Below are 20320 nucleotides of genomic sequence, written 5' to 3'. Positions count from 1 at the left end.
CGCCGAACGGAATTAGCCGTTGTGGCTCTCGCCGCCCGCGTGTTCGTAGCTCCAGTATCGGTAGCCGGCATGGGTGAAGGCGAGCCCACCGGCCGCGATGAGCACGCCCCCGATCGTTGTCAACCCCTGAAAGCCGATCGCCAGTATCCCCGCGCTGATCAGCAACACGCCGGCTTTGATCCCGACGACAACCCGAATAAAGGCCTCTTGGAGCTCCTCGTCGAGTTCGTCAAGTGCGTCGGCAAGCCCGCTGTCACCCTCGTCGGTCGGCGTTTCGATCGTTGGCTCCCCATCGATCCTACCCAGAATGTCACCGTCGTCCGGGTTGTCGGCGGTGTCGGCGGTGTCGGCTGGCTCGTCGCCGACGCTGATCTCCGGCACCAACTCATCCAGTACGCGCTGTTCGTACGAGCGATCGTGATCGGTCTCGTCGGCAGTGCTCGCCGCTGTGTCACCCGTCGCGTCGTCGACAGCCGATTCGCTGTCGGCTGGATCGACCGTTTCGGCCTGCTCGTCGGGTGACTCCGAGGACACACTCCCTGTCGGATGGCTGCCAGCAAAAGGATTCCTGTCGGGCTATACAGCTTCCTGCACCGAGACCGCCTCGGTCGTTTCAACCCACGCAAGTGGGTTTTCCGCGTCGAACAGCACAACCCCACCGTCGACCTCGTAGGATTCGACGGTTTCGACGCCGGCCGGCTCGGTCGCTACCGCGCTATCCGTCTGATGGTTGTCCGCGTGGGTAGACATGCTGTCCTTTGGTAGTTAGTGACATGGTAAATAGTTTGTCGTCACACCGAGGATTGCCGATGGGGTGTTGGCTACTGTCGGGGTGATCGGTCGAACACCGGGTCTTTTTATTCAAACGACGCAAGGAGTCGCTATGACACAGTCGGATCTCTCGACGTTTTCTTCTCCCGAGGCCGACGACGCCGACCCGGCCGACGCCACCGACGCGGACGATGCGGCCGCGGTCGTCGCCGGCAACGGCGGCGGCCGGGTCAGCGAGGTCGTCGATGTCGACGACGCGAAGTTTCCCGACTCGACCGGCACGGTCGAACTGATGGTCACACAGGTCGATTACACCATCGAGGGGGGCGGCCGCGAGGAACACCCGATCATCCACGTGTTCGGTCGCCGCGCCGACGGCACCCACGAACACGTCCGCGTGCTCGGCTTCGAGCCCTACTTCTACGTGCCGACCGACTCGCTTGACACGCCGCCCGAAGAGGAGTACGATGTCGTTGTCGACAGCCGCGAAGTCGACGTTGACGGCGACTCCTTCGAGAGTATCCGCGGCGAGAAGCTGACCAAAGTTATCGGTCGCACGCCGCGAGACGTGGGACAGATCCGCGATGAGTTCGACCACTACGAGGCCGACATCCTGTTTCCCAACCGGTTTCTGATCGACAAGGGGATCAACAGCGGGATCGAAGTCTCCGAGCGGCGGCTCGGCGACGGTGGCGACAACGGCGACGACGATAACGACGACGAGTCGAACACGATCCAAGTCCCACACAACGAGGTCGTTCCCGCCGATGTCGACAGCGACCTCCGGGTCAACATCTTCGATATCGAGGTCGACGACCGCCGCGGCTTTCCGGAAGATGGCGAGGAGCCGATCGTCTGTCTCACGAGCTACGACTCCTTCGATGAGGAGTACATCGCGTGGCTCTACGAGGCACCCGACGGCGACGGTGAGATTCCGGCTGATCTGCCCGACTACGAGCCCTACGACGAGGAGATCGCCGTCGACGTACGCGCCTTCGGCAGCGAGGCGGCGATGCTGGACGCCTTTATCGAGTATCTCGACGACACAAACCCCGACGTGCTCACGGGGTGGAACTTCGAGGATTTCGACGCGCCGTACTTCCTTGACCGCCTCGACGAGATCGATAGCCGTGCCGACGAAGACCTTTCAGTCGACCGGCTATCTCGCATTGACGAGGTCTGGCGATCCGGCTGGGGTGGCCCCGACATCAAGGGCCGGGTCGTCTTCGATCTGTTGTACGGCTACAAGCGCACCCAGTTCACCGAACTCGACTCCTATCGGCTCGACGCAGTCGGCGAACTCGAACTCGGCGTCGGCAAGGAGCGGTACGCCGGCGACATCGGTGATCTCTGGGAAGACGAGCCGAAACGCCTTCTCGAATACAACCTCCGGGACGTGGAACTCTGTGTTGAGATTGACCGCAAACAGGGGTTGATCGATTTTTGGGACGAAGTCCGTAAGTTCGTCGGCTGCAAACTCGAAGACGCGCCAACGCCCGGTGACGCCGTCGACCAGTACGTCCTGCATAAGGCGTACGGAAAGTTCGCATTACCGACAAAAGGAAAACAAGAAGCCGAGGAATTCGAGGGTGGAGCCGTCTTCGAGCCGATTACGGGTGTGAGAGAAAATATCAGTGTACTCGACCTTAAGAGTCTCTACCCGATGTGCATGGTAACAATTAACGCGGGCCCCGAAACCAAGGTTGACGACGATTTCGAGGGTGAAACCTACCGCGCGCCCAACGGCACCCGGTTCCGGAAAGAGCCGGACGGGATCATGCGCGAGATGGTCGATGATCTGCTATCCGAGCGAGAAGAAAAGAAAAAACTCCGTGATCAACATGATCCGGACAGTGATGAGTACGTTATTTACGACACTCAACAAGCTGCAATAAAGGTGATCATGAACTCGTTATACGGCGTAACGGGGTGGGATCGATTCCGACTCTACGACAAGGAGGGTGCGGCGGCCGTGACGGCGACCGGCCGCGAGGTCATTGATTTCACCGAAACCGTCGCCAGCGAACTCGACTACGAAGTCGCATACGGCGATACGGATAGCGTTATGTTAGAGCTCGAAAGCGGTGTAAAAAAGTCGGAAGCAATCGAGCAGTCCTTCGAGATCGAGGAGTACATCAACAGCCGCTACGACGATTTCGCCAGCGACGAACTCAACGCCGACGCCCATCGCTTCCAGATCGAGTTCGAGAAGCTCTACCGGCGATTTTTCCAGGCTGGTCGCAAGAAACGGTACGCCGGCCACATCATCTGGAAGGAGGGGAAGGATGTCGACGACATCGACATCACCGGCTTCGAGTACAAACGCTCAGATATCGCGCCGATCACCAAACGCGTCCAGAAGGAGGTCATCGAAACCATCGTCACCGGCGACGACATGGAGGCCGACCGCGAGGAGGTTAGGGGGTATCTGACGACCGTCATCGAGGAGTTCCTCAACGGCGAGCGAAGCGCCGATGAGATCGGCATCCCCGGCGGCATCGGTAAGCGACTCGACGCCTACGAGACGCCGACCGCACAGGTGCGGGGCGCGCAGTACGCCAACCTCCTGCTTGGCACCAACTTCGACCGCGGCTCGAAACCCAAGCGACTCTACCTCAAGGATGTCCACTCCTCGTTTTTCCGGCGGATGGAAGACGAGGAAGGGCTCGACCCCCGACAGGATCCCCTCTATGGGGAGTTCAAACGCGATCCCGACGTGATCTGTTTTGAGTACGCCGACCAGCTGCCCGAGGAGTTCGAGATCGACCTCGAAAAGATGCTTGAGAAGACGCTCAAGGGGCCGATCTCACGAGTGATCGAAGCCCTCGATATGTCGTGGGATGAGATCAAAACCGGGCAAACACAGACCGGGCTCGAACAGTACTGGTAGCCGATTTTTCGCCCGGGTTTTTGCTGATCGAAAACTTTTCTTTTCGCTCTTGTATCGATTACGGGGGTGAATGCGAAACCATTATGGGCGTAACACACCATCCATTGGATACGAGGGAACGAACCACCAATGGCAACACTTGAAATCAGCAATCTCCACGCAGCAGTCGCAGAAGAGGACGGCGAAACGATTCTCCGCGGTGTCGATCTCGAAGTCAACTCCGGTGAGATCCACGCCCTGATGGGTCCCAACGGCTCCGGGAAGTCGACGACGGCGAAGATCATCGCCGGCCACCCGGCCTATGAGGTCACCGACGGCGAGATCCTCCTCCATCTTGAGGACGAAGATGTCGAGGATATCGATGCCGACATCGACGACGAGGATCTTTCGTGGAACCTTCTTGAGCTCGAACCGAACGAGCGGGCCGCCCTCGGTATCTTCCTCGGCTTCCAGTACCCCGCCGAGATCGAGGGCGTCACGATGACCAGCTTCCTCCGTCAGGCGCTCAACGCCAAAGCCGAGGAACGCGAGGAGCTCTTTGAGGACGAAGACGAGGCCGAAGAAGCAGCCGACGACGAGGACGACGAGGGCTACGACACCTCGCCGATGGAAGGCCCCGCCGACGACGGCGAGGTCAGCGTCGCCGAGTTCCAGCAGATCCTCTCCGAGAAGATGGATCTGCTCGATATGGACGAGAAGTTCATGCACCGCTATCTCAACGCCGGCTTCTCCGGCGGCGAAAAGAAACAGAACGAAGTCCTACAGGCTGCTCTCCTCGAACCCGCGATCGCCGTGCTCGACGAGATCGACTCCGGGCTCGACATCGACCGCCTCCAGGATGTCGCCAAGGGGATCAACGCCCTCCGCGACGAGCAGGGTACCGGTGTTCTCCAGATCACCCACTACCAGCGCATCCTCGATTACGTCGAACCCGACCACGTTCACGTCATGCTCGACGGCGAGATCGCCAAAAGCGGCGGGGCCGAGCTGGCCGAGGAGCTCGAAGACAAAGGCTACGACTGGGTTCGTGACGAAGTCTACGAGGCCGCGTAACCCTACACGATTACGCACAGCACTATAAGCAACCAAACACAATACCAACATATGAGCTCAAACGAAGAACTCCAAGAGACCAACACCGAAGCCCGATTCGAGTTCAAGAAGGAGGAATCCTCCGCCTTCAAAAGCGAGAAAGGACTCGACGAGGAGACGATCCGCGTCATCAGCGAGGACAAGGACGAACCCGACTGGATGCTCCAGCGGCGACTCCGCGCCCTGAAGCAGTTCCAGGAGATGCCGATGCCGACCGACTGGCCCGAGGCACCGGATCTCAGCGAGATCGACATCGACGAGATCGTCCCCTACATCCGCCCGGATATCGATGTTCGCGGCGGCGTCGACGACTGGACCGACCTTCCTGACGACATCAAAGACACCTTTGACAAGCTCGGCATCCCGGAAGCCGAAAAGAACGCCCTCTCGGGCGTCGGCGCGCAGTATGAGTCGGAGATCGTCTACCAGAACATGCAGGAGCAGTGGGAGGAGAAAGGCGTCATCTTCTGTGACATGGACAAGGCCGTCCAGGAACACGAAGATCTCGTCAAGGAATACTTCATGACGAAGGCCGTCCCGCCGAGCGACAACAAGTTTGCCGCGCTCCACGGCGCGATCTGGTCGGGCGGCTCCTTCGTCTACGTCCCGGAAGACACCACTGTTGAGATGCCGATTCAGGCGTACTTCCGGATGAACAGCGAGGGCATGGGCCAGTTCGAACACACCCTCATCATCGCCGAGGAGAACTCCGAGGTGCACTACATTGAGGGCTGTTCGGCCCCGAAATACTCGGCGTTCAACCTCCACTCCGGCGGCGTCGAGGTCTTCGTCAAAGAGGACGCCCACGTCCAGTACTCGACCGTCCAAAACTGGTCGAAAAGCACCTACAACCTCAACACGAAACGCGCCATCGCCGAGAAGGGCGGGCGCATGGAGTGGATCTCGGGCTCGATGGGCTCGAAGGCGACGATGCTGTACCCCTCGACGATCCTCAAGGGTCGCGGCGCGTCCGACAACCACATCACCATCGCCTTCGCCGGCGAGGGCCAGGACATCGACACGGGCGCGAAGGTCTACCACAACGCCCCTGAGACAAAATCGACCATCGAGTCGAAGTCGATCAGCAAGGACGGCGGCCGCACCAACTACCGCGGGCTCGTCCACATTGCCGACGGCGCGGAAAACTCCTCGACGGCCGTCGAGTGTGACGCGCTGATGTTCGACAACGAGTCGACCTCCGACACCATGCCGTACATGGAGATCAACGAGTCGAAGGTCGACGTTGCCCACGAGGCGACCGTTGGCAAGATCGGCGACGAGGACATCTTCTACCTCCAGTCGCGCGGTCTCGACGACGACGACGCCAAACAGATGATCGTCTCGGGCTTCATCGAGCCGATCACGGAGGAGCTGCCGATCGAGTACGCGGTTGAGCTCAACCGCCTCGTTGAACTCGAAATGGAGGGCTCGCTCGGATGAGCGTGCAGGTACCAGCCTCCATCTCCGCCGAAACCGTCGAGGAGATCTCGGCGGCCCGCGACGAACCCGACTGGCTGCTCGAACGCCGGCTTGACGCCCTCGACAGCCTCGACTCCCTCGATCTGCCGGACGTGATCCAGACGCCGGGTCGCCGATGGACAGACCTCGAATCGCTGGATTTCGAGTCGCTGGTCGACCCCCGCGATCAGTCCGACGAGACCGTCCGAGAGTCCGTCGAGGGCGCGACCGTTCTCTCCTTCGAGGAGGCCCTTGCAGATCACGAGGATCTCATCAAGGAGCATTTCGGCTCGGTCGTCGATCCCGAACGGAACTACCTGACCGCGCTGTCGACCGCGCTGTTTACCACCGGCACCGTGATCTACGTGCCGGAAGGCGTCGATGTCGAGGACATCACCATCCGCGCGGAGATGAACTCCCGGTCGCTGTTCAGCCACACGCTCGTCGTCACCGAGCAGTCATCGTCGGCGACGATTCTGGAGTCTATCGAGTCCGGTGACGACGTGGATGGGGATCGCTTCTTCAGCAACATCGTTGAGGTTAGCGCGGGCGAGAACAGCTACGTGCAGTTCGGCTCGCTGCAAAATCTCGATGAGGACACCTACCATATCACGCTGAAACGTGGGACGACCGACACCTACTCGACGATCAACTGGATCGAGGGCAACATCGGCTCCCGGCTCACCCGCTCGGATGTCGAGACAAGCCTTGACGGTGAGGGCTCGGAGACGAAGGTTGTCGGCGCGTTCTTCGGCCACGAGGATCAGCACCTCGATATCAACGCCCGCGTCTGGCACAACGCCGAGAGCACGACCGCCGATCTCGTCACCCGCGGCGTTCTCGACGACGTGGCACGGTCGGTGTACGAGGGTGTCCAAGACGTTGGCCAAGACGCTTGGAACACGAGTTCCTACCAGCGTGAGAACACGCTCATGCTGTCGGATGACTCGGAGGCCGACGCCTCACCCAAGCTCATCATCAAAAACCACGACACCGAGGCCAGCCACTCGGCGACCGTTGGGCAGGTCGACCAGGAGGATCTGCTGTATATGACCTCCCGCTCGATCGACCCCAACACGGCCCGCAACATGCTCGTTGAAGGCTTCTTCGTGCCCGTGCTCGAAGAGATCGATGTCGAGGAGTTCCGCGAGGATCTCTCTGAGCTGATCATCGCGCGTCTCGACTGACGCACCCTTCTTTCGACCCCGTTCCGTCGCTGTTTTCGCGTCGTTGCTGACGCTGAAAAGGGAAAGCGGTAAGTTCGCCCGCCGACCAGTTACGGGTATGCCAACGGCCGTACGGGGCGGAAACCAATGAGCCTGCAACAGCGCGTCGATTCCGACCAGCAGCTTGCTCGGTTGTTGCAGATCGGAATCGTTCTGGAGGAGGTGGCGGAGGCTCGCGCCAACAACCACCGCGAGTCGCTGCCGAAGCCCGACGCAGAGTTGGAGTCGCTGTTGGCCGACGCCACCGAGCAGTCGGCGGCCCACCGCGACCGGCTTGAGGGCCTCATCGCCGAGCTTGCGGCCGACAGCATCCCCTTCGATGAGATCAACGCCCTCGTCGAGGCCAGCTACGGGCAGACAAAACCGGAGGATTTCGACGGCGTCCTCTACGACCAGCTCTGCAACGAGGAGACCGGCTACAAGTTCTACGACGATATGATCGAGGCCATCGAAGCCAGTGACGCCACGTTTTCGGTCGACCGCGACCGCCTGCTGTCGGTGCTGCGGGAGCTTCGAGACGCCGAACGCGACGCTGTCGAAACAGTCACCACGATTATGGAGGAACGCGAATGAGTCCCCAACAAATAGTTGTGATTTCCTACACCCCCCCGGAGGCCAACCGATGAATACGGCCGACCAATACCTCAAGGCGATCTACCTCATCCAACAGGAGGACAACAGCCCCGCGGCGACGGGCCGTGTCGCCGAGATGCTGGACGTGAGCCCCGCCAGCGCGAACGAGATGATCGGCAAACTCGAAGCGCGTGGCCTTGCCGAACACGAGAAGTACAAGGGTGTCTCCCTGACCGACGACGGGATCGTCCAGGCCCGCGACGCCCTGCAAACCTACTGCATCATCGAGCGGTTCCTGATCAACGTCCTCGATGTTGAGGACTTCCGTGCGGAGGCGCGCGAACTCGAACCCGTCATCGACGGCACCGTCGCCGAACGGTTGGATACGATCATCGACCGGAAATCCGAGTGTCCCGACTGCTTCGATCCGGAACTCGACGCCTGCGGCTGTCTTGACGTGGAACCGCTCGAAGAGGCTGCCGCCGACTGACTCCTGGTTTTCGATTTTATCGCTGCGTTCGCTCTGTCTCGCTTCGACTTCCTCGCCGTGAGCCACTGTTTTCCCGCCCGCCCTCCTCGGGGTGGGTATGCCGACGCCCGAGGATACCTACATCGAGAACCGCCACCGCATCCAGCCGAACCACACCAACAACTACGAGACGGCTCACGGTGGCAACGTGATGAAGTGGATAGATCAGACCGGCGCGCTGTCGGCGATGCGGTTTGCCGGCGAGACCTGTGTCACCGCCAGCATCAACCAGATGAACTTCGAGCGGCCGATCCCGCAGGGCGACACCGCCGTCATCCAATCCTATGTCTTCGATCACGGCCGGACAAGCATCAAGGTGCGACTCCGCGCGTTCCGCGAGGATCCCTGTAGCGGGGAGCGCGAGTTGACGACCGAGAGCGTGTTTATTTTCGTCGCTATCGGCGAGGACGGCTCGCCGACCGAGGTACCCGAACTCCGGATCGAATCCGACCGCGACAAGGAGTTACAGCAGGACGCCCGTGAGTGGGCAAACGCGAACTAGTGCAGCCGATCGCGGATCGTGAGCGTCTCGCCACAGCGCGGACACGCATAGACCTCACAGTCGGTTTTTTCGTGGACGATCCAGCGGCCGGTCGGCGGGGCGTGGTACTCACAGCCCTGACAAAACAGGACGGTCTTCCGTTCAACCGTCGCCTGCTTCGTGGAGGGTGCTTGGTTCATATCGGGGTGTAGGTGTCCAACGGCTATAACCCTGTTTGCGATGATCGTTCAGCCAGTATCACGGTTTTCAATCCCTGTACTGACTGTTTTGTGTGATGGGAGCACACACCTATATCGGCCGATCTCTCCCTCGATCGCCCACCCAGTGTCAACCACGACCAGTTGGCAGCCACCACACGCCCGGCTTCCGGTGTCGATGATGCGATAGCCACACACAGCCGAGATACGTATAATAATCGACCGGACAACTATCCGGTGATGACAGAGTTCACCCTGTACGATCGGCCCGACTGCCCGTACTCGAAACGTGTCCGTCGTGTCCTTGATGTGTTGTCCGTCGACTACGAGGAGATCGTGGTTGCCGACGACAAAGCCGACCGCAACGAGTTGGAAGCGGCCACCGGTCAGCGCGGGATCCCCGCCCTTGTCGATGATGATCTTCCCGACGGCTACATCGCCGACAGCGGCGATATTTCCTCGTACCTCAAGGAAAACTACAACTAACCGATCGCTCGCCGCGATCCCGACCTGAACGGAACCCGTAACCGTCTGACGCCCCGAGTTGTGGTATGCTGTTTGTGCTGCGGCGTTTCGTCACCCACCATCCTGTCTGGCTGTCGGTGGCATCGTCAGTCCGCCGATCGTTGACCCCTGCCGGCAACGTGGCCGTGTCAGCAGCCCCACCGGCTACCGGAACGGGTGGCCGATGAGCACCCCCCGTCCCGATCGCGCGGTCAACGTCACCGACGGCGCGCTGCTCAAACCCCTGATCATCCTCTCGTTGCCGATCGTCCTCACCAATCTCCTCCAGGTCGGCTACAACCTGGCGGATACGTTCTGGGTCGGCCGGATCGGCCAGCCGGCGGTCTCCGCGCTGTCGTTTTCGTGGGCGATCGTCTTCCTCGTCATCAGCCTCTCGCTTGGGTTTTCGATCGCCGGGACGGTGCTTGTCGCCCAGAACAAGGGTGCGGGCAACACCGACCGCGTCGGCCACGTTGCCGGCCAGACGATCACGCTCGTTGTCGCCGTCTCGATCCTGTTTTCGATCGTTGGCTATCTGCTGACACCGACGCTCCTGCAGCTGGTCGGTGCCGTTCCGGGGACGACCGAGTACGGGATGGCCCTCGACTACACACAGACGATGTTTCTCGGCATCCCCTTCGTCTTCAGCTTCTTTGTCTTTCAATCGTTGCTGCAGGGATGGGGTGACACCCGAACCCCGCTGTATCTGATGGGGCTGGGCGTCGGGCTCAACGTGATCGCCGATCCGTTTTTCATCCTCGGCTTTCAGGACAACGTCCTGTTTGCGTGGCTCGGCCTCGAACCGCTGGAGGCCGCGTTGTTCGATCTCACCGGATTCACCGGGTTCGGCGTGCAGGGTGCGGCTATCGCCACGATCCTCACCCGGGGGATCGGGGCGGCCATCGGAATCTGGCTGCTGCTGTCGGGCCGTGTCGGGATCGAACTCGCCCGCGCCGACTTCCTGCCGGAGCGAGAGACGATCACGAAGCTCGTCCGGATCGGCGCGCCCGCCAGCCTTGAGGTCAGCACCAAGGCGCTCAGCGTGACGATCCTCACCGCCTTGGTGGCGATCACGAGCGTCGAGGCCGTCGCCGCCTACGGGATCGGCACCCGCGTCACCTCGATGGTTGTCCTCCCCGCCCTGGGACTGGCTCGCGGCGTCGAAACTGTCGTCGGCCAGAACCTCGGGGCGAACCAGCGCGACCGCGCGGTCGCCGGCGTTCGCGCCGCCATCGGGCTCATCGTCGCCGCCTTCGCGGTCTTCAGCGTGATCGCCTACCTGTTTGCCGGCCCGATCATCGACATCTTTGTCACCGGCACCGGCTCGGCGGCGGTCGTCGCTGTCGGCACCGAGTATCTGCAGATCGTTGGCGTCACCTACGTCTTCCTCGGCGTGTTCTATGTGATCCAAGGCGGGTTCCGCGGTAGCGGCCGCACACGGCTGGCTCTCGTCTTTGCGTTCCTCGGCTACATCGTCCTCCGGTCGTTGCTCGCCGCGGTGTTCGCGGTGCCGCTGGGACTGGGCGCGACCGGGATCTGGTACGGCGAGGCGGCCTCGAACGTGCTGATGGCCGCTGTCGTCGTCGGCTACTTCCTGCGCGGGACATGGACGGGCCGGGTCGTCGACGACGAGGACGCAGGGGCGAGCACAGCAGCGTCCGCTGACGGTGGAACCGCGAGCGATAGCAACCCGGATAAAAAGAGAACAGAACGACCGTGATGGCGTCGGCGCGATGCACGACTCAGCCGAGCAGGTAGCGCAGCCACGGGTTGTTGCGGACGACCGCTGTCTGCTCAAGGGTGGCATCAAGGCCGAAGATGCGGCCGGCACCCCACGCGCCGAGGCCGAACAGCAACAGCAGGTAGACAAAGGAGCTGTCGACGAAATAGCCGTGTTCGACGGGGAAGCCGGCCATGAGGCCGCCCTGCCAGGCGGCGGTCCAGAAGAACGTCATCTGGATCGCGCCCATCAGCGCGGCAAAGCGGACGGCCACGCCGATGAGGAGCGCGAGCCCGATCAGGATCTGCCCGAAGACGACCATCGGGTCGACGATAGCACTGTAGCCGGCGAAAAACTGGAACAGACCGTACAGCGGGTTTGCTTCGGCGATCGCGTTGGTCAGGAAGCCGGTAGACGACCACGCCAGCGGCTCGCTCAGCCCGCCCTCGAACAGTTTTTCGAGGCCGGCTTGGAGGAACACCCATGCCATCACGATCCGCAGCCCGAGCAGCGAGTACGCGAGCCACGTCTGTGAGTAGCCGAACTCGATGTTGCTGCCGAACAGTTCGGTTCGAATCGCCGCCTCAGCGGGTTGGTTTGACATTGTGTAACACTCACATGCAAATACTGCCGCTTCATAATTAAATTGTGTCGGTACCAGTAGCCACAGAAACACGACAGATCGGCGATATGACGGACGGTTTGGCCGCAGGAAGGAACATCAGCTCACTGCCGCGCTGGGAAGTGAAGTCGCGTCGTCAGTAGATCAGTTCGTCGTTGTTGTCGATCATGTACAGCGCGCGGGCGGCGATGTTGACCGTGTGGTCGCCGACGCGTTCGAGATCGCGGATCGTCAACAGGAGCCGCGACACGTCCTGCATGAACGTCTCGATCTCCTTGTCGCCCAGCTTCTCGCCCTCGATCAGCTCGCGGACGACGGTGCCGCTGGCGACCTCACACGCCTCATCAAGCTCGTCGTCGCGGTCGTTGACCGTATAACACAGCTCCCGATCCTCCGCGGCGTAGGCCTCCATCGCACTGTCCAACATCGCCAGCGTCGTCTCGCCGATATCCTGGATGTCGACGCTGGGGAACACGTCGTTGTCGGCGGCGGTGGCGTACTCGCCGAGGTTGGTGGCGAGATCGGCGATCCGTTCGAGATCGGTGATGATCTTGAACGAGGCGGCGATAAACCGCAGATCGCCCGCGACGGGCTGTTGGAGGGCGATCAGATCGGTACACTGCTTTTCGAGATCCAAGTAGAGTTGGTTGATCTCGTCGTCGCCGTTGATGACCTCACGGGCAAGCTCCTCGTCGCCGGTTTCGAGGGCGGTCAGCCCCATCTCCAATCGCTCGGCGACGGTTTCGCTCATGGCGACCACATCCTCGCGGAGATCGACGAGGTCGGCCTGATACTCGTTGCGTGGCATATCGGCTATCCGACCAGCCGACAAAAAGGGTTTTCGACCGTTCAGTACCGGATTCCGACCATCAGTACAGCAGTTCGTCATCGCTATCCAACATGTACAGCGTCCGGGCGGCGATGTTGACCGCGTGGTCGCCGACGCGCTCGATATCCCGCACCGTGAGCAGCCCGCGGGTCGTTGTGTCGGCGGTGCGGACGCGTTCGTCGTCGCCGGCTCGCTCGGCCAGTAGCTCGCGGATGATCCGCTGGGTTGCTGCCGCACAGTCGCTGTCGAGGGTGTCGTCGTCGGCAGCGACGGCCCGACAGGCTGCGCGGTCGTCGTTTTCGTAGGCGTCGACCGCGGCGGCGACCATCTCACCGGCCGCCAGCCCGAGCGATCCGAGATCGACCGCGGGATGAACCTCCGACCCGTATTCGGTTCGCTCGGCGAGGTTGGTGGCAAGATCGGCGATCCGTTCGAGATCGGTGAGGATCTTGAACGAGGCCGTGATCAATCGGAGGTCGCCCGCGACGGGTTGGTTGCGCGCGATGAGATCGATACAGTCGCCTTCAAGTTCGAGATACCGGCGGTTGATCTCGCTGTCCCCGCTGACGATCCGGTCGGCGGCCCGGAGGTCGCCGTTGGCGGCGGCGGCAACAGCACTCTCGTAGCGTTCAACAACGAGCTCGCCAAAGAGGACGACATCGGTGCGGAGGGTCGCCAGTCGGTCGCGGTACCGGTCGCGGGCCATCCACCGGTTACCCGAATTTGCCGGTGATGTAGTCCTCGACGCGGTCGTCGGCTGGGTTTTCGAAGATGGTCGTCGTATCGTCGTACTCGACGAGCTCGCCGCCGGTGAGGAAAACGGCGGTCTGATCGGAGATGCGGGCGGCCTGCTGCATGTTGTGGGTGACGATAATAACAGTATAATCCTCGACCAGCTCGTCGATGAGATCCTCGATCTTCGAGGCGGCGACGGGGTCGAGCGCGGAGGTCGGCTCGTCCATCAGGACGATATCCGGATCGGGCGCGATCGCGCGGGCGATACAGAGCCGCTGTTGTTGGCCGCCGGAGAGTTCGAGCCCCGACTGGTCGAGTTGATCCTTGACCTCATCCCAGAGGGCTGCACTCCGGAGGGCCTCCTCGATCCGCTCGTCGGTGATCTCCTTGCCTTGGACCTTCAGCCCGTAGGCGACGTTGTCGTAGATGCTCTTGGGGAAGGGGTTCGGTTTCTGAAACACCATCCCGATCTTCCGGCGCAACGCGACGGGGTCGACCGCGTCATCGTAGATATCGATGCCACGCAGGGTGACCGTCCCGTCGATGCGGGCGATGTCGATCAGATCGTTCATCCGGTTGAGACACCGGAGGAACGTCGATTTCCCACAGCCGGATGGCCCGATCAGCGCGGTGACCTGGTTTTCGGGGATCGCAATCGACACATCATCGAGTGCCTGGTCGTCGCCGTAGTAGACATTGAGCTGCTCGGTTTCGACGATGGTTGTCGCCGAACTGGCCGACTCGGCTGTCGTGTCGGGCTGCACGTCGGTCGTGATCAACGATTCGGACTCGGAGTCGATGGTGGATTCGTTCTGTGACATTAGTGTTCACGCTCCATCCGGTTGCGGATGATGATCGCCGTCCCGTTCATCGCCAACAGCACGATCAGCAGCGTCACGACGCCGGCGGCGACGACGCCGTACCGGAACTCCGCCTGCGGGTAGTTCGCCCAGGCGTAGATCTGCATCGGCATCGCGCTAAACCGGCTCCAGATGCCGGCGGGCGCGCTGAAGACCGTCGTCGCCGCGCCGATCATGATGAGCGGCGCGGTCTCGCCGATCGCCCGCCCTAACGCGAGGATCGTCCCGGTCAACATTCCGGGCATCGCCTCCGGGAGGACGACGTTTTTGACCGTCTGCCAGCGCGTCGCACCCATCGCATACGACCCCTGCCGGAGATCGTCGGGCACCGACCGGACGGCCTCCTGTGCGGAGATCACCGTGATCGGGAGGATGAGCAGCGACAGCGTCAGCGCGGCCGTCACCGCGGTACCGAACCCGAAGCCGAGCAGGTTCGCAAACAGCCCCAACCCGAGCAGGCCGTAGACGACCGAGGGAACGGCCGCGAGGTTGGCGATGTTGATCTGGATGAGCCGGGTCAGCCGGCCGACAAGACCGGTGTCGGCGGCGTACTCCTCAAGGAAGACGGCCGCGCCGACGCCGAGGACGAACGATAGCACGGCGACCATGGCGATGATGATGATCGAGCCGACGACGGCGGGGTACAGCCCCGCGTTGGCCGCCTCGTTCGAGGGCGCGCTCGTCAGATACGCCGGCGTGAGCCACATCTCCGGGGTTGGGATCCCGACCGTCTGGACGACCGCCGCGCCGGCAAGCGCGCCGCCGGCGATCAGTAGCGGCAGCAGCAATCCGCGGCGACCCTCGTTGTCGACGGCCTCGACGAGATACACCGCGGTCGCGGCGACGGTCGCCGCGCCGATGATGACGCCCGAGCCGGTCGGCAGGGCCGACGAGCCGAGGACGAACCCGCCGCCACCGCCGAGTAATGTGGTGACGGCGACGCCCGCGACAGCGCGGCGACTTCCATCCCGGAGGGTGACGAGGGCGGCCGCACCGGCCGCAAGCGGGACGGCAAGCGTCCAGAGATAGATGAGGCCATCGGAGGGATAGATACCGAGTATCTGCCGGAGTTGGGTGCTGACGCCGAGACCGAAGAGGCCGACGAGCGTCGCTTGAGCGGTCGGCCATCCGATCTCCCGCCGGCTGGTGTAGGCGTAGACGCCGCCGGCGGGCAGGACGCCGAACGTGTAGACGAGGAACCACAGCGGCCGGTCGATCACGATGAACATGATCGCGACCGCACAGCCGAGGGCGGCACCGCCGACCAGCCGGCCGACGAGGCCGAACCCTGCGGCCCCGAGCGGCTGCCGGCTGGCGACGAACGTGACGGAGGCGACGACCGGGGTAGCGACGAGAAAGAGGTAGGCGATCTGCCACGTGAGGCCGGGGATCGAGACCAACAGCGTCTCGATGGCGGTGAAGCCGACGGCCGTCACGACGAGCCCGCCGCCGAGTGCGAGGGCGATCTTGCGGGTGAACGCCCGGTCGCTGATGCTGTAGAGACAGAAGCCGATGTAGGGGACGACAAGGGTCAGAAAGTAGGTGAGCAGCCACGCGGGGCTGGCCGTCGACAGCCCGAAGGCGTCGACGAAGACGTAGATCAACAGCGCGGCCAGCGCGAACAGGCCGACGACCGAGGCACCGAGCGAGAGATATTCGAAGACAGTGCCTCGCAGCCGGCTGACCTCGCCAAATCCGGTGTCAGTGTCTGTTTCGACGGCCATTCAGTATGCCTCCCGGTACCGCTGGGCGATCAGATCACTCAGCACGTTCATAATAAGTGTGATGACAAACAGCGTCAGGCCGAGGGCGAACATCGAATCGTACGGCAGCGTCCCGCCGGTGAGGTCGCCGCCGGCGATCTGAATCATCGAGACGGTGATCGTCATCCCCGACTCGAAGAGCACGTCGCCGGGGTTGATATACGGGATGCCGAGCAGCGTCTCCCGGATCGGCGGCATGTTCGCCTGCGACCCCATGGCGACGACGACGATCATCGTCTCGCCGATCGCCCGCGAGATCGCCAGAATGTACGAGGAGATGATCCCCGACAGCGACGCCGGGACGACGACGCTCGTTGAGACCTCGTATTTTGTCGCGCCAAGCCCGTAGCCGGCCTGTCGCAGCGAGTCCGGCACCGCGCTCATCGCGTCCTCGCTGATCGAGGAGACCATCGGGATCGTCATGATACCGATCATCAGCGACGCCGACAGGGCGTTAAACGTTCCCAGCTGTGGGAAGATCGTCGCCTGCAACGCGGGGGTGACGTAGACGAGCGCGAAGTAGCCGTAGACGACCGTCGGAACGCCGGCGAGAATCTCCAGCAGGGGTTTGAGGATCGCCCGCACCTGGCTGGTCGCGTACTCGCTCAGATAGATCGCGGTGAGCGTGCCGACCGGCAGCGCGATGAACGCCGCGGTCACCGTGACGGTAAGCGTCCCGATCACGAGCGGGACGATACCGAACGAAAAGCCCCGCCCGCGGGGGTTCGGACTCCAGTCGGTACCCAACAGGAACTCGGTGAGTGGCACCTCGCTGAAGAAGACGAGCGCGTCCGAAAGGAGGGTGACGATGATCGCAACCGTCGTCAACAGGGTCACGGCCGCACACGCGAGGAACACGCCGCCGTATCCCGACTCCTTGATGCGGGTAAAGCCGTTGGAGCGTGTGAGATCCGAGGTTACGGCGTCATCACTCATCGACGCTCACCTCGGCTGTCGACAGTGCGCCCGCCGGGGAGCCGCGAGCCGCCGGCCGGGCGTGGTGACGCCGGGACATCCGACTCAGCCTTGGGCGTCTTCGATCGCCGCTTCGAGTTTGTCCATCTGTTCCTGCTTGGTCTCTTCTGTGAGCGGGACGTAGCCGACATCCTCGGCGACGATCTGCTCGTTGTCGGTCTGATCGACAAAGTAGCGGGCGAAGTCGGCGATATACTCCTCCGAAAGCGACGCCACGGCCGGATACGTGAACAGCGGGCGCGACAGCGGCTGGTATTCGCCCGAGGACGCCGTATCGAGGCTCGGCTCGACCGGGCCGTTGCCGTTGTCGATGGCGACCGGTGTGACCTGCTCTTGGTTCTGATACCAGTAGGCGAACCCGAAGTAGCCGATGGCGAACTCGTCGCCCTCGACGCCCGCGGCGATGGTGTTGTCCTGTTCGGTCGCGGAGTAGTCGTCCGTGTGGCCGCGCTCGCCGAGAACGTTCTCGATGAAGTAGTCGTAGGTGCCGGAGGTATCGGCGGCCCCGAAGCGGTTGATCTCCTCGTCGGGCCACTCGCTGTTGACATCGTTCCACGTTTCCGCCGCGTCGGCCTCCCATATCTGGGCGAGTTCCTCAACGGTCATTTCGGTTGCGAAATCGTTGTCGTTGTTGATGACGACCGTCAGGGCGTCGGTCGCCGCAACGATCTCGACGAACTCGACGCCGTTTTCGGCGCAGAGCTCCTCCTCTTCGGGCTGGATCTCGCGGCTTGCGTTGTTGAAATCCGTCTCGCCAACACAGAAGAAGTTCGAGAAGCCGCCACCCGAGCCCGTCGAGCTGATGTCGATGCTGACATCCGGGTTGTCGGCCTCGTAATCCTCGGCGATGGCCGACATCAACGGGAACACGGTGCTGGAACCGGCGATGTTGATGGCCTGTTCCTCGCCGCCGCTGCCGCTTTGGGTGCAGCCGGCGAGTGCCATCGTGCCGAGTCCCGCAACGCTTGCTAACGCCGTTCGTCGTGTCACGCGTCCGTCTCCCGTCTGGGTGGAAACCATCACCTGTTGGTGATCGAAGAAAGAATAAAAAGCGTGCTAATAGAACTATGCAATACTACATTGAGGTATATAGACTATTTATTTTGCACCGGTAGCTGGAAGCAACCTATACACCAGCGAACCGTATCGAACAGCCGAACACGCTGCTTGCTGTCGATTAGTCGTCTCGTCCCGGTCGTGAGTTCGTCCGGGGCTGGTCGTCACCGATGATCGCCGCGGTCGACGAACCGGTGATCGATGACCCGTCGTGATCCATCGCTGTGGTTGGATACGGAGTTGCTGTCAGTTACCCGACCCGCATCACCGACCTCTCCAATCGACTCGTTTCTATATATGTGGGTGTTTGACAATGGCGAGATATACAGACTATTGCGCTCAAAGCCGGATTTTCGCGGCTTTGAGCGCAGTATTCTGCATACATCGACGAACCGAGATCTAAATAGAGGCGTAAATTTATATGGTTGCTCCGACGAAGAACGGATGTATATGGAGACGCGGAAAGTCCAGGTGACCGGGGGGTCGACGTACACCGTCTCGATTCCGAAATCGTGGGCCAACGACAACGGGGTCAGCGCGGGCAGCACCGTCGAGTTCTACCCTGAGGGTGACTCGCTTTTCATGACGCCGACCGGTGAGGACGAACGCACCGAGGGGACGTTGGACATCACGAACCTCGAAGAGACGGAGCTGATCCGGGCGGTGATGACGATGTACGTCAGCGGGTTCGACGTGATCGTCCTCGAAAGCGGCCGGATCACCAACGACCAGCGGCGGACGATCCGCGAAGCAACGCAAAGCCTCGTCGGCCTCGAAGTCTTAGAGGAGACCAAAGGCGAGATCATCATCCGCGACCTGTTGGATTCCTCGGAGCTGTCGATCCACAACGCCGTCACGCGGATGCGGCTGATCGCCGCCTCGATGCTGGAGGACGCGCTGCTCGCCTTGCGGGATCTCGACCGCGATCTCGCCCACGACGTGATCCAACGCGATGACGATGTTGACCGGCTATGGATGGTCGTCTCCCGCATCTTCCGGGCGACACTCCGCACGCCGAAGGCGACCGAGGAGCTCGGCTTACCCCGCGAAGTCTGTTTCGACTACCACTCCAGTGCCCGCCAGCTCGAACGCATCGGCGACCACGCGACGAAGATCGCCCACCTCACACTGGAAATCGAGCAGGAAGTCCCCGAGGAAATCCTGACCGCCATCGACGAACTCCACGAGGAGGTCGTCGCCGTCATCGACGGCGGGATGGACGCGCTGTTCACCGACGACAGCGACGAGGCGACCCGGATGGCAAACGACGTGCGCGAGCGCGTCCGCGAGGTTGACGCCACGGCTCGCGGCATCGACGAACTTCTGCGGGAACTCGATCCCGCCCGCGCCCAACGCGTCGGCCTCATCGTCGACTCCGTCTCCCGGAGTGCCGACTACGGCGGCAACATCGCCGAAACCGCCCTCCAGAAGGCCGCGCCGTCGCCGTAACTCCTGACGGCTATATAGTTCTCATACTAATCTTCATACCGACCGCCCTCCAGGGGTCGGTATGTCCGAAACCGCCGCTGAGACGTTCCAGTTCGCGTTCGTCTGTGTCCAAAACGCCGGCCGCAGCCAGATGTCAACCGCCTTCGCCGAACGCGAAGTCGAACGCCGCGGCCTCACAGACCGCGTCGAGATCGTTACCGGCGGCACGCACCCGGCCGATCACGTCCACGAGGAGGTCGTCACCGTGATGAACGAGCTCGGGATCGACCTCTCCGATCGGACGCCGAGAGAGGTTTCGACGGCAACGCTAAACGCCTGTGATGTCGTCGCCACGATGGGCTGTTCGACGCTTGAACTCGACGCCGACAGCGTCGAGGTGCGCGACTGGGATCTTGACGATCCTGACGGCGAGGATCTCGATGCGGTGCGCGCGATCCGCGACGAGATCGAAGAGCGTGTCGTCGCGCTGTTTGACGAATTTGTCGACGAGACGTAGTTACGCCGTGTTGACCGCCCTGTTGAGTACCGCGGTGGAAGGGAGACGAAGTTCATTCTCGCGTGGACGATGC

Annotated in this window: 21 protein-coding genes; 11 read left to right on the top strand and 10 right to left on the bottom strand. The window is 62.1% G+C overall.

The features are described from left to right. Nucleotides 1-12: 12 nt before the first annotated feature. Complete coding sequence (locus EWF95_RS03505; RefSeq protein WP_142442673.1) at nt 13-534, bottom strand: DUF7322 domain-containing protein; 522 nt, start codon at nt 532-534, stop codon at nt 13-15. 42 nt (nt 535-576) lie between these two features. Further along, a complete protein-coding gene (locus EWF95_RS13460; RefSeq protein ID WP_185911684.1) occupies nt 577-750 on the bottom strand; it encodes a DUF7331 family protein in 174 nt (57 codons plus the stop codon). A gap of 133 nt (nt 751-883) precedes the next feature. Between EWF95_RS13460 and EWF95_RS03500 the strand changes: the two genes are divergently transcribed. The 7 genes from EWF95_RS03500 (at nt 884) to EWF95_RS03470 (ending at nt 9041) form a co-directional block, all read left to right on the top strand. Then, complete coding sequence (locus EWF95_RS03500) at nt 884-3661, top strand: DNA-directed DNA polymerase (RefSeq protein WP_142442672.1); 2778 nt, start codon at nt 884-886, stop codon at nt 3659-3661. Between the two features lie 129 nt (nt 3662-3790). Further along, nucleotides 3791-4714: an ABC transporter ATP-binding protein gene (locus EWF95_RS03495; protein ID WP_142442671.1), complete on the top strand. Its 924-nt coding sequence runs from the start codon at nt 3791-3793 to the stop codon at nt 4712-4714. 51 nt (nt 4715-4765) lie between these two features. Then, nucleotides 4766-6193, top strand: a complete 1428-nt coding sequence (gene sufB / locus EWF95_RS03490; protein ID WP_142442670.1) for a Fe-S cluster assembly protein SufB — start codon at nt 4766-4768, stop codon at nt 6191-6193. Beyond that, the gene (gene sufD / locus EWF95_RS03485) at nt 6190-7398 is read left to right on the top strand and encodes a Fe-S cluster assembly protein SufD (RefSeq protein ID WP_142442669.1); all 1209 of its coding nucleotides are present in this window, start codon (nt 6190-6192) and stop codon (nt 7396-7398) included. Before sufB ends, sufD begins: the two co-directional genes overlap by 4 nt. A 126-nt stretch (nt 7399-7524) precedes the next feature. Next, a complete protein-coding gene (locus tag EWF95_RS03480) occupies nt 7525-8010 on the top strand; it encodes a ferritin-like domain-containing protein (RefSeq protein ID WP_142442668.1) in 486 nt (161 codons plus the stop codon). 49 nt (nt 8011-8059) lie between these two features. After that, the gene (locus EWF95_RS03475; protein ID WP_142442667.1) at nt 8060-8500 is read left to right on the top strand and encodes a metal-dependent transcriptional regulator; all 441 of its coding nucleotides are present in this window, start codon (nt 8060-8062) and stop codon (nt 8498-8500) included. Between the two features lie 97 nt (nt 8501-8597). Then, nucleotides 8598-9041 (top strand): acyl-CoA thioesterase, encoded by a 444-nt coding sequence (locus EWF95_RS03470; RefSeq protein WP_142442666.1) that lies wholly within the window; start codon nt 8598-8600, stop codon nt 9039-9041. On the opposite strand, the gene EWF95_RS03465 is transcribed toward EWF95_RS03470, so the two are convergent. Then, nucleotides 9038-9220 (bottom strand): hypothetical protein, encoded by a 183-nt coding sequence (locus EWF95_RS03465; RefSeq protein ID WP_142442665.1) that lies wholly within the window; start codon nt 9218-9220, stop codon nt 9038-9040. The genes EWF95_RS03470 and EWF95_RS03465 overlap by 4 nt on opposite strands. Nucleotides 9221-9478: 258 nt before the next feature. On the opposite strand from EWF95_RS03465, the gene EWF95_RS03460 reads away from it, so the two are divergent. Both EWF95_RS03460 and EWF95_RS03455 read left to right on the top strand, forming a co-directional pair. Then, nucleotides 9479-9724 carry a glutaredoxin family protein gene (locus tag EWF95_RS03460; RefSeq protein WP_142442664.1) on the top strand — a complete coding sequence of 82 codons (246 nt, stop codon included), beginning with the start codon at nt 9479-9481 and terminating at the stop codon, nt 9722-9724. A gap of 202 nt (nt 9725-9926) precedes the next feature. Next, complete coding sequence (locus EWF95_RS03455; RefSeq protein WP_142442663.1) at nt 9927-11462, top strand: MATE family efflux transporter; 1536 nt, start codon at nt 9927-9929, stop codon at nt 11460-11462. Between the two features lie 22 nt (nt 11463-11484). Here EWF95_RS03455 and EWF95_RS03450 read toward each other — a convergent pair whose 3' ends face one another. From EWF95_RS03450 to EWF95_RS03420, 7 genes are all read right to left on the bottom strand, one after another. After that, nucleotides 11485-12066: a DoxX family protein gene (locus EWF95_RS03450; protein ID WP_142442662.1), complete on the bottom strand. Its 582-nt coding sequence runs from the start codon at nt 12064-12066 to the stop codon at nt 11485-11487. Between the two features lie 154 nt (nt 12067-12220). Further along, on the bottom strand, nt 12221-12892 hold the full coding sequence (phoU, locus tag EWF95_RS03445; protein WP_142442661.1) for a phosphate signaling complex protein PhoU: 672 nt from the start codon (nt 12890-12892) through the stop codon (nt 12221-12223). A gap of 61 nt (nt 12893-12953) precedes the next feature. Next, on the bottom strand, nt 12954-13619 hold the full coding sequence (phoU, locus tag EWF95_RS03440; protein ID WP_142442660.1) for a phosphate signaling complex protein PhoU: 666 nt from the start codon (nt 13617-13619) through the stop codon (nt 12954-12956). Nucleotides 13620-13626: 7 nt separating this feature from the next. Next, nucleotides 13627-14469, bottom strand: coding sequence for a phosphate ABC transporter ATP-binding protein PstB (pstB, locus tag EWF95_RS03435; protein WP_142442659.1), 843 nt, complete (start codon nt 14467-14469; stop codon nt 13627-13629). Next, a complete protein-coding gene (pstA, locus tag EWF95_RS03430; protein WP_142442658.1) occupies nt 14469-16232 on the bottom strand; it encodes a phosphate ABC transporter permease PstA in 1764 nt (587 codons plus the stop codon). Before pstA ends, pstB begins: the two co-directional genes overlap by 1 nt. Then, nucleotides 16233-17207 carry a phosphate ABC transporter permease subunit PstC gene (pstC, locus tag EWF95_RS03425; protein ID WP_142442657.1) on the bottom strand — a complete coding sequence of 325 codons (975 nt, stop codon included), beginning with the start codon at nt 17205-17207 and terminating at the stop codon, nt 16233-16235. Nucleotides 17208-17291: 84 nt separating this feature from the next. Beyond that, nucleotides 17292-18266 carry a PstS family phosphate ABC transporter substrate-binding protein gene (locus EWF95_RS03420; RefSeq protein ID WP_142442656.1) on the bottom strand — a complete coding sequence of 325 codons (975 nt, stop codon included), beginning with the start codon at nt 18264-18266 and terminating at the stop codon, nt 17292-17294. Nucleotides 18267-18752: 486 nt separating this feature from the next. On the opposite strand from EWF95_RS03420, the gene EWF95_RS03415 reads away from it, so the two are divergent. Together EWF95_RS03415 and EWF95_RS03410 are read left to right on the top strand one after the other, a co-directional pair. Beyond that, nucleotides 18753-19751, top strand: coding sequence for a phosphate signaling complex PhoU family protein (locus EWF95_RS03415; RefSeq protein ID WP_142442655.1), 999 nt, complete (start codon nt 18753-18755; stop codon nt 19749-19751). A 61-nt stretch (nt 19752-19812) separates the two neighbouring features. Next, complete coding sequence (locus EWF95_RS03410) at nt 19813-20247, top strand: low molecular weight phosphatase family protein (protein WP_142442654.1); 435 nt, start codon at nt 19813-19815, stop codon at nt 20245-20247. The last annotated feature ends 73 nt before the right edge of the window (nt 20248-20320 follow it).

This window comes from Halonotius roseus, assembly GCF_006861655.1.
Lineage (GTDB): Archaea > Halobacteriota > Halobacteria > Halobacteriales > Haloferacaceae > Halonotius > Halonotius roseus.
The sequence above is the reverse complement of the archived record's forward strand: the minus strand, read 5'-3'. Positions and strand labels throughout refer to the sequence as shown.

Excerpts from the sequence above, each read along its gene's own strand:
- EWF95_RS13460 (WP_185911684.1), bottom strand. The coding sequence starts at position 750 with ATGTCTACCCACGCGGACAACCATCAGACGGATAGCGCGGTAGCGACC.
- EWF95_RS03500 (WP_142442672.1), top strand. The coding sequence starts at position 884 with ATGACACAGTCGGATCTCTCGACGTTTTCTTCTCCCGAGGCCGACGAC.
- EWF95_RS03495 (WP_142442671.1), top strand. The coding sequence starts at position 3,791 with ATGGCAACACTTGAAATCAGCAATCTCCACGCAGCAGTCGCAGAAGAG.
- sufB (WP_142442670.1), top strand. The coding sequence starts at position 4,766 with ATGAGCTCAAACGAAGAACTCCAAGAGACCAACACCGAAGCCCGATTC.
- sufD (WP_142442669.1), top strand. The coding sequence starts at position 6,190 with ATGAGCGTGCAGGTACCAGCCTCCATCTCCGCCGAAACCGTCGAGGAG.
- EWF95_RS03480 (WP_142442668.1), top strand. The coding sequence starts at position 7,525 with ATGAGCCTGCAACAGCGCGTCGATTCCGACCAGCAGCTTGCTCGGTTG.
- EWF95_RS03475 (WP_142442667.1), top strand. The coding sequence starts at position 8,060 with ATGAATACGGCCGACCAATACCTCAAGGCGATCTACCTCATCCAACAG.
- EWF95_RS03470 (WP_142442666.1), top strand. The coding sequence starts at position 8,598 with ATGCCGACGCCCGAGGATACCTACATCGAGAACCGCCACCGCATCCAG.
- EWF95_RS03465 (WP_142442665.1), bottom strand. The coding sequence starts at position 9,220 with ATGAACCAAGCACCCTCCACGAAGCAGGCGACGGTTGAACGGAAGACC.
- EWF95_RS03460 (WP_142442664.1), top strand. The coding sequence starts at position 9,479 with ATGACAGAGTTCACCCTGTACGATCGGCCCGACTGCCCGTACTCGAAA.
- EWF95_RS03455 (WP_142442663.1), top strand. The coding sequence starts at position 9,927 with ATGAGCACCCCCCGTCCCGATCGCGCGGTCAACGTCACCGACGGCGCG.
- EWF95_RS03450 (WP_142442662.1), bottom strand. The coding sequence starts at position 12,066 with ATGTCAAACCAACCCGCTGAGGCGGCGATTCGAACCGAACTGTTCGGC.
- phoU (WP_142442661.1), bottom strand. The coding sequence starts at position 12,892 with ATGCCACGCAACGAGTATCAGGCCGACCTCGTCGATCTCCGCGAGGAT.
- phoU (WP_142442660.1), bottom strand. The coding sequence starts at position 13,619 with ATGGCCCGCGACCGGTACCGCGACCGACTGGCGACCCTCCGCACCGAT.
- pstB (WP_142442659.1), bottom strand. The coding sequence starts at position 14,469 with ATGTCACAGAACGAATCCACCATCGACTCCGAGTCCGAATCGTTGATC.
- pstA (WP_142442658.1), bottom strand. The coding sequence starts at position 16,232 with ATGGCCGTCGAAACAGACACTGACACCGGATTTGGCGAGGTCAGCCGG.
- pstC (WP_142442657.1), bottom strand. The coding sequence starts at position 17,207 with ATGAGTGATGACGCCGTAACCTCGGATCTCACACGCTCCAACGGCTTT.
- EWF95_RS03420 (WP_142442656.1), bottom strand. The coding sequence starts at position 18,266 with ATGGTTTCCACCCAGACGGGAGACGGACGCGTGACACGACGAACGGCG.
- EWF95_RS03415 (WP_142442655.1), top strand. The coding sequence starts at position 18,753 with ATGGAGACGCGGAAAGTCCAGGTGACCGGGGGGTCGACGTACACCGTC.
- EWF95_RS03410 (WP_142442654.1), top strand. The coding sequence starts at position 19,813 with ATGTCCGAAACCGCCGCTGAGACGTTCCAGTTCGCGTTCGTCTGTGTC.